A 16269-nucleotide genomic window follows, 5' to 3' on the forward strand; every position below is an offset into this window, starting at 1 on the left:
TATAAATATGCAGTTCTGAAGCAGCAGAGTGTATACAATCTTTATTCTAACTGAAGACATATTTTTCTTATATATCATCGCCTAGTATGTAACTTGAACACGCTAATCAGAAAAAATAAGCAGTAAATTGCATAGCCCATATGCTTTGCAAATCCCAAATCATAAAATACCAGAAATAGTATAAATATATATTGATTCTTTATTTTTCTATTTTAAAGAAACTAATAAGCTCCTGCAAATGTATGGCATCATTATACAAAGACATAGAAGAAGCGGTTGACTCTTCTACCAAAGCAGCATTTTCCTGTGTTAAATTATCCATCTCTTCAACTGCCCTATTTACCTGAGATACACCTTCTTTTTGTTCCACAGCAGCTTCTGTTATACTTTTTATAGTATCAGCTGTTTCTTCTATTTGTTCTTTTATTCCTACAAACAGCTGTTCCTGACTTCCTACTATATTGTTAGCTTTATTTATTTTTTCATATACTTTATTAATTAACTCTGTAATATCTTTTGCAGAATCCTGACTGTTTTGTGCCAAACTTCTAACTTCACTTGCTACAACAGCAAAACCTTTACCCTGATCTCCAGCACGTGCCGCTTCAACCGCTGCATTAAGAGCCAATATATTAGTTTGAAAAGCTATACCTTCTATAACTCTTATAATATCTTTAATCTTTTCACTGTCTTCATTAACTTCGCTTATACTTTTTACTGTATCTTCTACTACAGATGCTGCATTTTCTATAGCTATTTTACAATCATTCATCATTTCATTGCCTTTTACAGAATTATTAATAGATACAGTAATTGCTGCCGCTATTTCTTCCATAAATGAGCCAGTCTCCTCAAGATTTCCAGCTGTACTTTCTGCTTTTTCTGCCAAATCCTTATTACCAGTAGCCAAACTATTAGCAGCCTGTGCCATTTTAGCAGCTTCTTCTAAAGAATTCTCTATTATTTCTATAAGTTTATATTTCATATTATGAAAAGAAAGAGATAATTCCCCTATTTCATCTTTTCTATTTACTTTTCTCCTATGCATAACAAGTCTTCCATTTTCTATTTCTCTAGCTTCTTCAACAACAAGACTAAGAGGTTTTGTAATACTTTTAGCAAAGAAGAACATAATAATGATTAAAATAACTATAGAGATAACAGCAACTAATAGTGTAATTGCTATAGTTGTTCTTATCTGCTCAAATATCTCATCTTCATTCATAGCATATGTTACCATCCAAGGCTGAAAATCCATTTTTCTGTAATATCCAATTCTGATTATATCCCCGCTTCTGTAGCTGTAAGGACCTTCTTTTAATGAATTATTAAATATATTTCTGTATTCTGCTGGTGCTTCTTTATTTATATTGGCAGTATCCATATCCATAGTAACTATTAAATCTTCATTTACTGCTACTATTCTTCCTGTTCTTCCTAGTTCAACTTTAGAGAAATAACGGTCATGTATAACATTGCCTTTAATAGTACTTACTAAATATCCCAAAGTATTATTAGTAAAATCTGTTACTTTTACACCTACAGCCAAAGTTATTTCACCAGTTACAGGAGATTCTCTTGTGCTTCCCAAAGCAGATGCCTCTCCTGAAGATAGTTTTTTCCATAAACTAGGTCTAATTTCGGACATATTTCTATTTCTTAGTACATCTGATTTTGTTAATATAACATTGCCGTTTATATCTGTAAGATAAATATTTTCTACGTACGGATTTTTTTCCATAAATACTTCAATATCTCTTTCACTATATGCTCTATAAGTATCATCTCTAAAAATCATAAAATTTCTAATATTAGCATCACTAGCATAGGAATCAGCAAGCATTATTTGTGATTCTGTCATAGAGTCAAGCAAATAAGCATACCCTTCTACTGTATTTCTAAATCCTACATTAATAGCTTCTCTTATACCCTTGCTTGAAAAAAATAGAGAAACAATTAATAAAACTATTATTATTATAACGCTTATAAGACTGATAGATAATGGTAACTTAAATGCTAAACTATTAATTTTTTTCATGAAATAACTCCAAAACTATTATTGATGATGACAAAATAACTATAGTAAAAATTATTGTGATTGTCAATTGCATTTAGTAATAATAAAATTACATAAGTAAAAAAATATAACATGCTATACAAATATATATAATATACTATATATACCTAATTAGTCATAATAAGAATAATTAATAACATTAAAATAGAATTATTTTTTTAATTTAAAATATTTATTTTGACAAAATTGAATTGTTCCTCTTCATAAAACATTATTATAAACATGTTATTATATACATGTTTTAAAATATCCGGCAAAATTATTTGTAATTTTTTATATGCTTTGTTATTATAAATTTTAATACATAAACTGCATCGCATAAATAACCATGTTAATATAATGCTATTATTTTATATAGCAAAATGACAGCATAAATATAAAAAATTATCTTTTGAACAAAATCACAAATAATTTGACTATTTTTTTCTTTTATATAAAATAATGCCTATGGAAAAAATTATAAGAAGAACAGCATTAACTATAATATACTCTATATTATTATCTTTAATAATACTAGCAATTATATTTATACCAAAAGGATATAATTTTTATAAACATTGCAAAGAATACATAAACAAACCATTCTCAAAAGACGAATTATCCATAAACGAAGAGAGAGCTTTAAAAATATATGATAGAAACTCAATACTAATATCAACTATATTTCCAAAACATGGCGGATTTTTTGAAGAGGTTAAATACAAAGATTTATCAACAAATTTGATTAATGCTGTAGTAAGTGCAGAGGATAAGAACTTCTTTAATCACAACGGTATAGACTATAAGGCTATAATAAGGGCATTTTTATCAAATTTAATAAGCGGAAAGGTAGTTTCTGGCGGAAGTACAATTACTCAGCAGCTTGCTAAAAGTATAATTCCTCGTAAAAGAACATATATTAATAAATTCTATGAAGCACTTGATGCTGTAAGACTGGAAAAAAATCTCACAAAAGAGGAAATACTAACTGAATATTTAAATAGAGTATTTTTCGGAAACAACTGCTACGGAGTTGGTGCTGCAAGTGATTTGTACTTTCATAAAAAAGTTAATGATTTAAATAATAATGAATCTGCAATGCTCGCTTCTATAATAAAATCAGGTACAAAGTTTAATCCTTATAAATATGAAGAGAGATTAACTTCAAGAAGAATATATGTATTAGGAGAGATGAAAAATAACAATTTTATCACAGAAGAAGATTATAATAAATATATTAATGAGAAATTAAATATTTATAATGATAAAGATAAATATACTTTCAAAGCTCCGCATTTCACAATGTATGCAAAAGAATCGCTTGAACAATTAAAATATACAGGCGTAACAGAATTAAGAACTACATTAGACTATAATATGCAGAAGGAAGCAGTTTTAGTTATAAGCAATTCAAGTCAGTCTCTTCATACATTTAATGTACGTAATATTTCATGCGTTATACTTAATGCAAAAACAGGAGAAGTGCTTTCAATGATAGGCTCTATGGACTATTTTGATACAGAAACACATGGAGCAGTAAATGGAGCGACTGCATTAAGACAGGCTGGAAGTACATTAAAACCTTTTATGTATGCTTATATATTTGATAAAGGAGAATCTCCTGCTTCTGTTATAGCCGATATCAAAACTTATATTAATTCCCCCGGCGGAGATTATATACCAGAAAACTTTGACCATAAATACAGAGGACCAGTTACTATAAGAGATGCATTAGCCAATTCTCTTAATATACCAGCTGTTAAATGGCTTGCAAGATATAGTATAAAAGATTTTCAGAATATACTTTTAAAAGCAGGATTAAGTTCTATAGATAAAAATCCAGACTATTACGGATATTCTTTAGTACTTGGAAGTGCTGAAGTACGTTTAATAGATTTAGCTTCGGCATACAGTATATTTCCAAACTCTGGAACATTTATAAATCATTATTCAATCACTTCATTAAAAAAAGCAAACGGAGAAGTTATAACACTTCCTAAAAAAACAACTAGAAAAGTTATATCAGAAGAAAGTGCATATTTAATAACAAGCATACTCTCTGACAGAAATGCAAGAATGGGATCTTTTAGAAGCTATAAAGGAATAGTATATCCATTTTCTATAGCAATAAAAACAGGAACATCAAAAGGCTCAAGAGATGCATGGGCTGTAGGTTACACTAAAGATTATATAGTGGGTATTTGGCTTGGGGATTTTGCAGGAAGTGAGATGATTAATATAACTGGCGGAAATGGTGCTGTACCTATACTTTATGACTTATTTACTATGCTTAATAAAAGCCAAAAAGAAACTAAATGGGATAAACCAGATACCATAGTAAAAAGAGAAATATGTCTTATAAGCGGAAAACTTAGAGGAGAGTTCTGCAAAGAAACAAGAGTTGAAGAGTTCTCTCATATAAATGTGCCTAAAGAAGAATGCGATGTTCATAACTTATATATAAAAAACAATTCTGATGGTTCTGTTACAGAAAAAGTCTTTATTAATCTCCCTAATGAGTATAACGGTTGGATAAGAGAGCAGCAAATAGAACGCCCTACTTTAGAATGGACAAAAGTTAATAATATTTATGCATATAATAGAATAAAAAATAATAATCAAAACAGTAATTTGGAAAGTATAAATCAGGAAAATAGTTTAAATTCAGCTGACAGAGTTCAAATGAATTTAAATAATATAAATACTTACAATACATCATCTGAAATAAAAACATATAACAATATAAAAGAAAGGCTTTCAATAAAAGAACCTACTGATAACTCTGTATACAAAATAGACTCTACTCTGCCTATAGAATATCAAAATATATTCATATCATCATACATACCAAAAAATATAGTATCTGCCGAGTTATACTGCAACAAAGAAGTGATAGCAAATATTGATGATTTGAAAAAAGGTTATATAAAATGGAATTTAAAGCATGGAGATTACACTTTTTATATAGAGGCAAGAGCAGATAATGGAGAGACTGTAAAAAGTTCAACTGTAAAAATATACGTACAGTAAAAAAAACTGTATTGATAATTTTTTTAATGCCGATAATATTAATAGTGTAATATGTATTTTACGGAGTTTATCTATGAATAAGAAAATTATTTCTATATTATTAATGCTTTCCATAGCTTTAACACTTCAGTCTGCATATAAAACAAATCAGTATATGAAAGTAGTCGATGTTAAAGGAAAAGTTAAAATATCTTCTCAAAAGGCCATAGTAAAACCTGCTAGAAACGGCGATTTATTATTCACTAAAGATAATATCTCCACAGAGAATAATTCTTCTCTAACTTCATATTTAGAAAGCAATAATATATTCAAAGTTAAAGAAAACTCTTCTCTAAATATAGATGAATCCTATGATAAAACTGGAAACACTAAATTAACTTTAGATAATGGAGATTTTTTAATTGCTGCTTCATCAAATGCTAAAGCAGATTCTATTACAGTATTAACTTCTAATGCCAGTATTAAAGTATCAGGAGCAGCTGCAATATCATATACTAACGGAAACACAAAAGCTCAATTCTTATACGGCAAAGGCGAAGTTAATGGAACTAAAGTTGCTCAGTTTACAGAAGTTAATATTGACAATTCTAATAAATTATCAACCAAAGATATGGAATTAAATGAAGAGTTAAAAAATAATATAATTGAAGTAACTTCTATGCCTTATGTTGAAACTATAATACCTGAAGTATCCAATATGGCTGATGTAAAAAATTATTATGAAAAATATAATAATAAAACTATAAGCGAAACTAATACTGAAGCTGCATCTATTGATTATGTAGGAAATACTAATGAAAACAGAACTACTTTAATTATAACTAATGAAACAAAATAATATATTACATCTTTGACAAATAAAAAATTGAGTATATAATAAATAATTAAATATGTGCTAAAAGGTAAATATAGATGACGCCTCGTGAACAAATAGTAAATGCTGGGAAAAGACTATTCAAAAAGTACGGATTTAAAAAAGCCTCTATGAGCGATATAGCTTTGATGGTTCATAAATCTAAAAGCAGTATTTATCATTATTTCAAAAGCAAAGAGGAAATATTTTTTGCCATAGCCGAAAATGAAGCTAATGACTTAAAAAAAGAATTATATGAGGCTATAAAAAAAGAAGATACAGCCGAAGCTAAATTAAGAGCATATATTCTCACAAGGCAGAAAGGTTATATAAAATTAGCAAATCTTTATGAGGCATTACATAGTGAAATATTCGAGGACTTTACTCTTATAGAGCATATGAGGGCACAGTATCATAAAGAAGAATACAATACTATAAAAATGATATTAAGAAGCGGCGTAAAAAAAGGCTTATTTAATATAGATTTAAGACTTGCTACAGAGGCAGTTTTGGCTATTATAAAAGGCTTTGAAATTGAATGGGTAAAAAATAAAAATTCTGGAGATTATGAAAAAGATTTGGATATTATTATAAATATCATATTCTATGGAATTGTCAAAAGATAAATATTAATATAATGAAAAATATTTTTATATATCCGCTTACATATATTATATACATAACTTTATTTTTCGCAGCAGGTATTTCTTTAGCATTTGTAAATCAAACATTTCTTTATATTTCATTAATAGCAGCTTTTATATTAATTATTATGTCAATAATACTAGCATTAAAAAAATATTATTATCTATCTTTAATAATAATTATATTATCATCTTTATTTATAGGATACAGCTACACTATTACAAGGTATTATAACATATTTAAAAATCCTCTTAATACTTTTGATAAACAAATAAAAGCATACAATGCAAAAATATTATCATATGACGGAGTTGTAGGTTTTAGAGACAGGTATATTGCCTATATAGATAAAGTTTATGATGGTACGAATTGGTATCATTATGCTGGAAATATAAGACTTTACAATAGTTCACTAAAGCCAATATACATTAATGATGAAATAACTGTATCTTCAAAATTAAATCTATATAAAAACATATTAACCAATGATGATATTTACGATTCAAAAACTATAATAAAAGTACTCTCTGAAAGAATGCTTTATGGAGCAGCAAGCATATATCCATATAATAATTTTGTTGTACAAAAAGAAGGCTTTTCTATTATAAATTATATAAATGCATATGCTCTAAAAATAAGAAACATTATAAAAAAATCCCTAGGAGAAAATATTGATGCAATACCCTATACCATAGCACAAGGCATTATGATAGGTGATAAAAATATTATTCCCTATCATATAAGAAAATATTTTATAGATTCTGGAATATCTCATATACTTTCTATATCAGGTCTTCATATTTCAATGATACTCTCAATACTATATTTAATATTGTCATTTTTCCCTATAAACTTTTACAAAAGAATATTAATATCAGCAATCATAACAGTAATAATATATCCTCCAATTACTTTATTTTCTATTTCTATAATAAGAGCAAGTATAATGGCAGTATGTTTCACTATATCATATTATTTTGATAGAAATAGAAACTCTATTAATGCATTATTTTTATCTGCTTTGATAATACTTCTGCTTAATCCTAACTCTATAAAAGATATTAGCTTCCAATTTTCATTTTTATCAACTTTAGGAATAATTCTCTACTACCCTATTATTAATTTTTATGTAATAAAAAATATTAAAAATACTAATAATAAAGTCCTAGAAATAACCAAAAATATCATAATAAAATCTCTATCGTTTTTATCTATAAATATATTTGCACTTATAATAGTTCTTCCATTGAGCATATATCATTTTTCAATATTAAATCTAACTTCTATAATAGCTAATATATTTGCAGTGCCTTTATCATTTATAATACTTTCATCATCAATAATAACTATAGTTTCATATATAATATTTAGTCCTATATCAGTTTATCCTGCTTTAACAGTTGAATTTTGTTCTTCACTATTAATAGATTTAGCAAAAAAGTTCAGCAGCATAAGTTTTCTAAAATATGATGTAAAATTAAATTTATATCAAGCATTATTTATTACATTCATAATAGCATTAATAGGAATAATTCTAAGAATAAAAATAAATAAAATTAATGCTAATAGTAAAACTGATAATCATCAAATAGTTTTTAAACAAAGCAAATAACTAAAAAATTTAAGAAAAATTTTTTTCAATTTCTCATAATTATATATTGACATTGGAGTTCACTCTAATGCTATAATCATAAAACATTTTTACAAACAAGGAGAGAAAATGAAAAAATATTTACTAATCACTTTTACTTTATCAATAATCTTTACTGCTATATCATGTAATGCAGGAAATAAAAAGGTTTCAAACGGTTATGAATATGCAAAATCACCAACAGAAACAGTATTGATAAAAAATGGAGAAGGTCATAAATCTGAAGGTTCAGCAGACTATTTTACAGGAGATGTTGAAGTTGAAAGCATAACGGCTCCTAATGAAACATCTAAATTCTCAGTAGCCTATGTTACATTTCAAGCTGGTGCAAGAAGTGCATGGCATACTCACCCAGCTGGACAGCATTTAATAGTTATTGAAGGTGTCGGACTTACTCAGGAAGAAGGAAAACCTATTCAGGAGTTTAGAGCTGGAGATATTTTATACTGCCCTTCAAATGTTAAACATTGGCATGGAGCTTCTCCTAATTCTTATATGAAACATGTTGCTATAACAGGTGATTCAAACGGCAGCAATGTTACTTGGATGGAACATGTTACTGATGAAGAATATTACAGCTATACTAATCAATGATAAACTAATTACAATATTATAGAGATTTATTTATGAAAAATACTATTACTTTTATATTACTTATATTGAGTATATTTACAATGAATGCTTTTACACAAAATACAAAAGTAAAATTAACATTTAATGATAATGAGATTTATGCTTTAATAACAAATTCAAATGCTGGAAATGATTTTTTATCGCTTCTTCCTATGAACTTGAAAATTGAAGATTTTAACAATACAGAGAAAATATCATATTTGAGTAAAAAATTAAATACTCAAAATGAACCAGACGGCATAACCCCAAAAGCAGGTGATATAACTTATTATGCTCCTTGGGGTAATTTGGCTATATTTTATAAAGATTTCAGATATTCAAATAATTTAATTTATTTGGGAAGATTTGAAAATATTTCTGATATATCAAAACTTTCAAATATGAAAGGAGATTTTGAAATTCGTATAGAGAAAGCAAATTAAAAATTATTAATTTATAAAATCAAATAAAAAATTATAATTTTGCTATTGACATTGGAGTAAACTCCAATGCTAAAATAAATAATACATTAGGAGGATACAAAATGAAAAATACTTTAAAATTGACTTTATCTGTATTTTTATTAATGACAATATTATCTTGTCAGTCAAATAATACAAATAACAATGGAGGAAATCTCACTATGACAGAAAAATCAAAAAGTAAATATAATGAATTATTTAAAAGAGATGCAGCTTCTGCAAAACCTGATGATGAAGAACTAGAAAGTATATTCAATAACTTTTTATACGGAGAAGTTTATAATCATGGTTCATTAGATGCCAAATTAAGAGAGCTTGTAACATTAGTTTCTTTAACAGCTTCGCAAGGCACTGACTTTATAAAAGATCATGTAGAAATAGCTTTGAATGTAGGAGCTACACCTATGGAGATAAAAGAGGCATTATATCAATGTTCGCCTTATGTAGGTTTTCCAAGAGTATTTGCTGCCTTAGAAAAAGCAAATGAAGTTTTCAAATCAAAAAATATACCGCTTCCTATAGAATCTCAATCAACTGTTACAGAAGAAACAAGATTTGATAAAGGATTAGAAACTCAGATAAGCATATTTGGAAATGCAATACTTACTGCTCATTCAAATGCGGCTCCTAATCAAAAACATATTCAAAACTATTTATCAGCGAACTGTTTCGGAGATTTTTATACCAGAACAGGTTTGGATTTAAAAACAAGAGAGCTTTTAACATTCATAATGATAATATCTTTAGGAGGAGCTGAACCTCAGGCTATAGCACATGCAAATGCTAATATGGCAATGGGAAACACAAAAGATATGATGATAGAAGCTGTAACTCAATGTCTTCCTTATATAGGATACCCAAGAACATTGAACGCTATAACTGTAATTAACAATATACAATAAAATAAAAATTATATTAATTATATTCATTGATAATAACATCAATAAAAAATGCAAAATAACTATACATTTTTTATAAAATCTAATAAAAAAATTAATTAAAAGGAGAGTTTAAATATGAGAAAAATTATCAAAACAATATTAGTATACGCACTTCTTTCAAGCACATTATTAATAGGAGGTTTGTACGCTCAAAGCTCAAAAACTTTAATAGTGTATTTTTCTTGGGGAGGAAACACGAGAACAGCTGCCAATATGATAAAGAATATGACACGAGCAGATATGTTTGAAGTAAAAACTGCAGAAAGCTATCCTACAGATTATAATGATACTATAAATCAGGCAAGAGATGAATTAAATAATAATGTTTTACCTAGATTAAGTGCTAATATAAATAATTTAGAAGATTATGACACTGTAATATTATGTTACCCTAATTGGTGGGGCACTATTCCTCAGGCTGTAAAACAATTATTACAAACTCATAATTTCAGCGGCAAAAAAATAGCTCCTTTATGCACACATGGCGGAGGCGGTATGGGAAGAAGTTTAAATGATATAAAAACTTTATGCCCTAACTCTGAGATATTAAATCATTTAAGTATATCTGGAAGAAGTGTTAATAGCTCAGAAAATAATATAAGAACATGGCTTCAAAATATAAACATACTATAAAAATTGTAATCTTGCTTTCAGTTAATAAATTAGTAAATATTTTTTAACTGAAAGCAAGTAAAAAATAAATAATAATAAAATCAATTACGGAGTTTATATATTATGAAAAAAATTAGTATAATTATGTTTTTTATATTTTTTAGTTTGTGTAATGCTCAAGAGAATACAAAAATTAAAATTACTGTAAACAATCAAGTATTGGAAGGAGTTATTTATGATACAGAACTATCAAAAGAGATAATGAATATATTTCCAATTACTGTTTCTATGGTAGGCTACGGCAGCAGAGAATATTACGGCTCAATAGACTATAGACCAAAAAATATAACAAAAGGACAATTAAATTTCCAAAATGGTGATATAACATACTGTGCCAGAAATAATTCACTTGCCATATTCTACTCACAGTCATCTAATCCCAATCTTACTATGGAGGTTATACCAATTGGAAAAGTTACATCAGATTTAAGTATTTTTCATAATTTATATAACAACGGAGAAAGGATAGCATATATAACTTTTAGTTTATACTGAAAATTTTTAAGTTTGTAAAAATATATTTTATATTTATTTGTTGGGACTAGACATGCCTTTGTCAGCAAATTTGACAATACATTTATAAAATATAGAAATCAATTTTATTATAAAAGGAGTGTACATGAAAAAATACATGATTATAATGCTTTATCTAGTGTTTACATACATAGGGTATACACAGAATTCAAAAATTCTGATTGTTTATTTTTCAAGAGTAGGAAACACTTTATTTAAAGATAATATAGACGCCTCAACTTCAGCAAGCATTGTAGCAAATAATAACAGAGTGGGTACTACAGAATATGCTGCTAATATAATAAAAAATGAATTAAATGCTGATACAAGATTAATAGAAACAGTTGATAAATACACCGATAACTTTGATGATTTAGTGGATAAAAATCATGAAGAGATGCGTAACAATTATTTTCCAAAAATAAAGCCGTTAAATATTGATATAAACAAATATGATACTATTTTTATAGGATATCCTGTATGGGCTAATGATGTACCAATGGCAGTGCGTTCATTTATAAGAGATTATAATTTATCATCAAAAACTATAGTCCCATTTTGTACTCATGATGGATACGGTGCTGGAAGATCATATAATACTATTAGAAACATGATAAAAAATGCCAATATATTAGATGGCTTGGCATTAAACTCTTCTAATATACAATCAGAGGAAAGCAGAATAAAATCTTGGATAAGAAATTTAAAGATAAATAATTAAGGAGAATAAAAATGAACAATAAAAAAGATGTATTTGTTTTAACAGGTTCTGGTTCTATAGGAATTGCAATAGCCAGAAGAATGGGAATAGGAAAGCACATAGTACTTGCAGATTTAAATATAAAAAATGCTGAAAGAGAATCTCAAATATTATATAATGCAGGATTTCAAACTTCTGTATATGAAACAGATATTTCTTCAAGAGAATCTATATTAAAACTTATTGATTTTGCAAAAAGTTTTGGAAAAATAAAATATTTTGTTAATGCTGCAGGAGTTTCGCCGTCTCAAGCATCTATTGAAGATATTTTGAAAGTTGATTTATACGGAACAGCTGTACTTCTTGAAGAGTTTGGAAAAGTGATAGAAGAAGGAGGAAGCGGCGTAACAATATCTTCGCAATCTGGTTACCGTTTAGGTTCTTTGACAGATGAAGAAAATAAAATACTCGCAACTACTCCTACTGAAAAGTTATTATCTTTGCCTATACTTGATAAAGCAACAGATACTTTAAAGGCATATCAATTATCAAAAAGATGCAATTGCTTAAGAGTAATGTATGAATCTGGAAATTGGGGTAAAAGAGGAGCAAGATTAAATTCAATAAGCCCCGGTATAATAATTACACCTTTAGCCAATGATGAATTAAACGGACCAAGAGGTGAAATATACAGAAAAATGCTTGAACTCTGCCCTTCAAAAAGAGCAGGAACACCAGATGATGTAGCAAATGCGGCTGAGCTTTTAATGAGTGATAAAGGTTCTTTTATTTCTGGAAGTGATTTTCTTATGGACGGAGGTGTAACAGCTTCTTGGTGGTATGGAGAATTATCAGATAATAAATAATATTTTAAGCTCATTAATAATTTTTTTTGGCATACGCCTATTATGATTAAAAATAATAGGCAGATCATTAAAAAATAATAGGAGGTTATATGAAAAATTTAATATTTTTACTTTTATTAATTATAATATCCTGCAGTAATAATACTTCTAATAATAAAGAAAATACAAATAATTATGTTAATATTAATTATACTCAAAGCAATTCAAAAATATTAATAGCATATTTTACTTGGGCAGATAATACTGTAGTGGAAAACCCTTCATCTATAGACCCAGATGCTGAAACTTCTGCAAGCGTGCTTCCTATCGGCAATGCTGCATTAATTGCAGGCTGGATACAAGAAGAAACAGGAGGAAATTTATTCAGCATAAAAACACAAAATAAATATTCAAGCAATTATGATGAATGTCTTAATCAAGCTAGAAAAGAAAGGGATAATAATGAAAGACCAAGACTTACTGAAAAAATTAGTAATATAGATGATTATGATGTTATATTTTTGGGCTTTCCTAATTGGTGGTATACTTGCCCTATGGCTGTTTTTACATTCGTTGAAAGTTATGATTTATCTGGAAAAACTATAATACCATTTTGTACGCATGGAACAGGAGGACTCTCAAGAACTATAAGAGATTTAAAAAATTTACTGCCAGCTGACTGCAAAGTATTAGAGCCTATAGGAATATACAGACCAGAGGTAAAAACATCAAAAAATAAAGTTGTAGATTGGCTTAGAAAGTTGGATTATTAAAAATTATGATGAATATAATTAGAATAATATAAAAGGAGTAAAAATATATAATGACTAAAAAAATAATAAAAATAATCGTAGACATAATAATGACTTTACTATTTTTTATTTTGATGGCATATCATTTCACTGGAGATGCCATACATGAATATTTGGGTTTTCTTCTTTTTATATTTTTTATACTTCATCATATACTTAATTTTAATTGGTATAAAAACTTGCCCAAAGGAAAATATAGTTTTAATAGGGTTTTAAATACATTCATTAATACTATGCTTTTTTTATGTATGATAGGATTAATGATAAGCGGAATACTATTTTCTCAAAGGGTGTTAGGATTTTTGAATATTCATAACAGCGGAATGTTTACAAGACGCATTCATATGATTTCAAGCTCTTGGGGATTTATATTTATGTCGGCACATTTGGGAATGCATTGGGGTATGTTTATCAATATGAGTAAGAAGTTTATTAATATAAAAAAACAAACAGCATTAATAATAGCTTCATTAATTGCTGTATATGGTATTATTTCATTTATAAAAAGAGAATTATATAATAAAATGTTTTTGCTTGTAGAGTTTGCTTTTTTTAATTATGAAGAGCCTGTAATACTTTTCTTTATGGACTATTTATCTATAATGGGTTTATTTATATTTATAAGCTACTATTTACCAAAAATGAGAAAAAATAATAATATTAAAAAAATAAAAAATTAATATGTCAAAGGAGAAAAATAAAATGAAAACACTTATAATTTTTTCACATACCTATTGGAATAACTCAAAAGTTAATCGTAAATTATTAGAATCAATAAAAGATTTTAAAGATATCACAATTCATAATTTAAATGAAACATATAAAGATAATAAAATAAGTAAAGACAATGTGAAATCAGAAATATCTTTATTAAAAGAACATGAAAAAATAGTATTTCAATTTCCATTATTTTGGTTCAGTACTCCGAGCCTATTAAAAGAATGGGAGGATACTGTTTTAACTGATATACTTTATGGAAGCGAAAGCAAATGTTTAGAAGGTAAAACTTTTCAAATAATTACTACAGCAGGCGGAGAAAAATCTTTTTATGATTCTTTGGAGTTTGGTATTAACACTATACTATCTCCTATAACGACAAGTTTTAAATATTTAGGCTTAAGAGTAGAAAATCCATTATGTATATATCAGGCTAATGCTGATAATGTAGATGTAAATGAATATCATAAGTATTTAAGATAAAATTAATATATACCTATTTCATAATTAATTTTATTATTTATAGTTACATACTAAGTGCACAGAGTACAACTTTGTGTACTTAGGCAAACGCTACTCAATTAACTATATCTACACTGTTGGGTATGGCATAAATTTTAGACAAATCCATATAAAAAAATTCACTATACGTTTATAAAATATAAAAATTGACAAATATAATTGTTTAGATATATAATATTTTTATAAAAAAACTAAAGTATAACTCCTACAGTAAGCATTCTCCCCACCTGTACACCATCACGCCTATAAGAATAAAACTCTTTATCATAAGTATTGAGCGAAGAAATTTCTATATTGTCTTTTAAAACGCCTAAATTAATCATCTGATCTCTTATTTCAAGACCATTATCAAAATGCCATCTACTGTTAATCATAGTTTTATTATTAAAATGTACAGCAACTTCTTCTCCAACTTCATAATTCTTTAAAGCTATATAAGGAGCAATATAAACATACATTTCTTTAGGTTCAGCATTATATTCTTTTATCATTAATTCAATAGTTTTAGGCACTATCTTATCGCGTGTTCCTTTCCAGCTGGAATGAACAGCAGCCATAGATTTTGTTTTATTACAGTATATAATAACAGGAGCACAGTCGGCAGTCTGTACAACTAAAGGTACATTCTTAAGATTTGTTATTAAGGCATCAGTATTTTCAACAAGTTTTTCTCTTCCGCCAAACTTATTAATATTGTTTTCATCTATCTTTTCTATATTTACCTGATGAACCTGATGCATAAAAATGGATTTGTTTATATCAAGATTTATATACTTAAAAAACTCATCTTCTTTTTTTCTTCTATATTCGACAGTTACATCTTTAGCTTTAATATTTGCACCTTTGGCAAGCACTGCTATATATATATTATCATTTTTTGAAGGATAAAAAATATCAGGCATTTTTAAGCCTTTTTATCTCAGCTTCCAATTCTTTTACCCTATTAGTTAATTCTTTAGTTTCATTTCTTGATTGTTCCATAATATTTTCATATAAAGTAAAAAATTTTTGGGCATACTCTAGTTTTTGTTTTAATTCATTTATCTCTTCTTTATAAATATCAATTTTAGAAGAAAGCAGTTTATTATCTTCCTGTAATTCTAAAATGATGTCTTTATCACTGTATTCCACTTCCCTAAAGTCCTCAATTATTTAATATCATATTATCTATTATGTACATTATAAAACGATTGTCAAGTATAATTGAATAATAATTAT

17 protein-coding genes are annotated in these 16269 nt (G+C 27.3%); 14 read left to right on the forward strand and 3 right to left on the reverse strand.

Annotated features, from left to right (window positions below; translation table 11 throughout):
• Nucleotides 1–199 precede the first annotated feature (199 nt).
• The gene (locus tag Q1X91_RS00730; RefSeq protein ID WP_300752384.1) at nt 200–2038 is read right to left on the reverse strand and encodes a methyl-accepting chemotaxis protein; all 1839 of its coding nucleotides are present in this window, start codon (nt 2036–2038) and stop codon (nt 200–202) included.
• Between the two features lie 486 nt (nt 2039–2524).
• On the opposite strand from Q1X91_RS00730, the gene pbpC reads away from it, so the two are divergent.
• From pbpC to Q1X91_RS00800, 14 genes are all read left to right on the forward strand, one after another.
• A complete protein-coding gene (pbpC, locus tag Q1X91_RS00735) occupies nt 2525–5086 on the forward strand; it encodes a penicillin-binding protein 1C (RefSeq protein ID WP_300752386.1) in 2562 nt (853 codons plus the stop codon).
• Between the two features lie 73 nt (nt 5087–5159).
• On the forward strand, nt 5160–5924 hold the full coding sequence (locus tag Q1X91_RS00740) for a FecR domain-containing protein (protein WP_300752387.1): 765 nt from the start codon (nt 5160–5162) through the stop codon (nt 5922–5924).
• A 74-nt stretch (nt 5925–5998) separates the two neighbouring features.
• On the forward strand, nt 5999–6565 hold the full coding sequence (locus tag Q1X91_RS00745; RefSeq protein WP_096736853.1) for a TetR/AcrR family transcriptional regulator: 567 nt from the start codon (nt 5999–6001) through the stop codon (nt 6563–6565).
• A gap of 11 nt (nt 6566–6576) precedes the next feature.
• Entirely contained in the window at nt 6577–8196 is a 1620-nt protein-coding gene (locus Q1X91_RS00750; protein WP_300752392.1) for a ComEC/Rec2 family competence protein, read from the forward strand.
• Nucleotides 8197–8304: 108 nt separating this feature from the next.
• Complete coding sequence (locus Q1X91_RS00755) at nt 8305–8829, forward strand: cupin domain-containing protein (RefSeq protein ID WP_300752394.1); 525 nt, start codon at nt 8305–8307, stop codon at nt 8827–8829.
• A gap of 32 nt (nt 8830–8861) precedes the next feature.
• On the forward strand, nt 8862–9290 hold the full coding sequence (locus Q1X91_RS00760) for a cyclophilin-like fold protein (protein ID WP_300752396.1): 429 nt from the start codon (nt 8862–8864) through the stop codon (nt 9288–9290).
• A 101-nt stretch (nt 9291–9391) separates the two neighbouring features.
• Nucleotides 9392–10231: a carboxymuconolactone decarboxylase family protein gene (locus Q1X91_RS00765; protein WP_300752398.1), complete on the forward strand. Its 840-nt coding sequence runs from the start codon at nt 9392–9394 to the stop codon at nt 10229–10231.
• A 114-nt stretch (nt 10232–10345) separates the two neighbouring features.
• Nucleotides 10346–10903 carry a flavodoxin gene (locus tag Q1X91_RS00770; RefSeq protein WP_300752399.1) on the forward strand — a complete coding sequence of 186 codons (558 nt, stop codon included), beginning with the start codon at nt 10346–10348 and terminating at the stop codon, nt 10901–10903.
• Between the two features lie 102 nt (nt 10904–11005).
• A complete protein-coding gene (locus Q1X91_RS00775; RefSeq protein WP_300752401.1) occupies nt 11006–11437 on the forward strand; it encodes a cyclophilin-like fold protein in 432 nt (143 codons plus the stop codon).
• Between the two features lie 124 nt (nt 11438–11561).
• On the forward strand, nt 11562–12176 hold the full coding sequence (locus tag Q1X91_RS00780; protein WP_300752403.1) for a flavodoxin: 615 nt from the start codon (nt 11562–11564) through the stop codon (nt 12174–12176).
• An 11-nt stretch (nt 12177–12187) separates the two neighbouring features.
• Nucleotides 12188–13021 carry an SDR family oxidoreductase gene (locus Q1X91_RS00785; protein ID WP_300752406.1) on the forward strand — a complete coding sequence of 278 codons (834 nt, stop codon included), beginning with the start codon at nt 12188–12190 and terminating at the stop codon, nt 13019–13021.
• A gap of 89 nt (nt 13022–13110) precedes the next feature.
• Nucleotides 13111–13773, forward strand: coding sequence for a flavodoxin (locus tag Q1X91_RS00790; protein WP_300752409.1), 663 nt, complete (start codon nt 13111–13113; stop codon nt 13771–13773).
• 50 nt (nt 13774–13823) lie between these two features.
• A complete protein-coding gene (locus Q1X91_RS00795) occupies nt 13824–14492 on the forward strand; it encodes a DUF4405 domain-containing protein (protein ID WP_300752411.1) in 669 nt (222 codons plus the stop codon).
• Between the two features lie 22 nt (nt 14493–14514).
• The gene (locus tag Q1X91_RS00800) at nt 14515–15012 is read left to right on the forward strand and encodes an NAD(P)H-dependent oxidoreductase (RefSeq protein WP_300752413.1); all 498 of its coding nucleotides are present in this window, start codon (nt 14515–14517) and stop codon (nt 15010–15012) included.
• Between the two features lie 230 nt (nt 15013–15242).
• Here Q1X91_RS00800 and pgeF read toward each other — a convergent pair whose 3' ends face one another.
• Together pgeF and Q1X91_RS00810 are read right to left on the reverse strand one after the other, a co-directional pair.
• Nucleotides 15243–15953 carry a peptidoglycan editing factor PgeF gene (pgeF, locus tag Q1X91_RS00805; RefSeq protein WP_300752414.1) on the reverse strand — a complete coding sequence of 237 codons (711 nt, stop codon included), beginning with the start codon at nt 15951–15953 and terminating at the stop codon, nt 15243–15245.
• Nucleotides 15946–16182 carry a hypothetical protein gene (locus Q1X91_RS00810; protein ID WP_013114667.1) on the reverse strand — a complete coding sequence of 79 codons (237 nt, stop codon included), beginning with the start codon at nt 16180–16182 and terminating at the stop codon, nt 15946–15948. The genes pgeF and Q1X91_RS00810 overlap by 8 nt, the downstream gene beginning before the upstream one ends.
• Between the last annotated feature and the right edge of the window lie 87 nt (nt 16183–16269).

It is taken from the genome of uncultured Brachyspira sp., assembly GCF_949287625.1.
Taxonomy (GTDB): domain Bacteria; phylum Spirochaetota; class Brachyspiria; order Brachyspirales; family Brachyspiraceae; genus Brachyspira.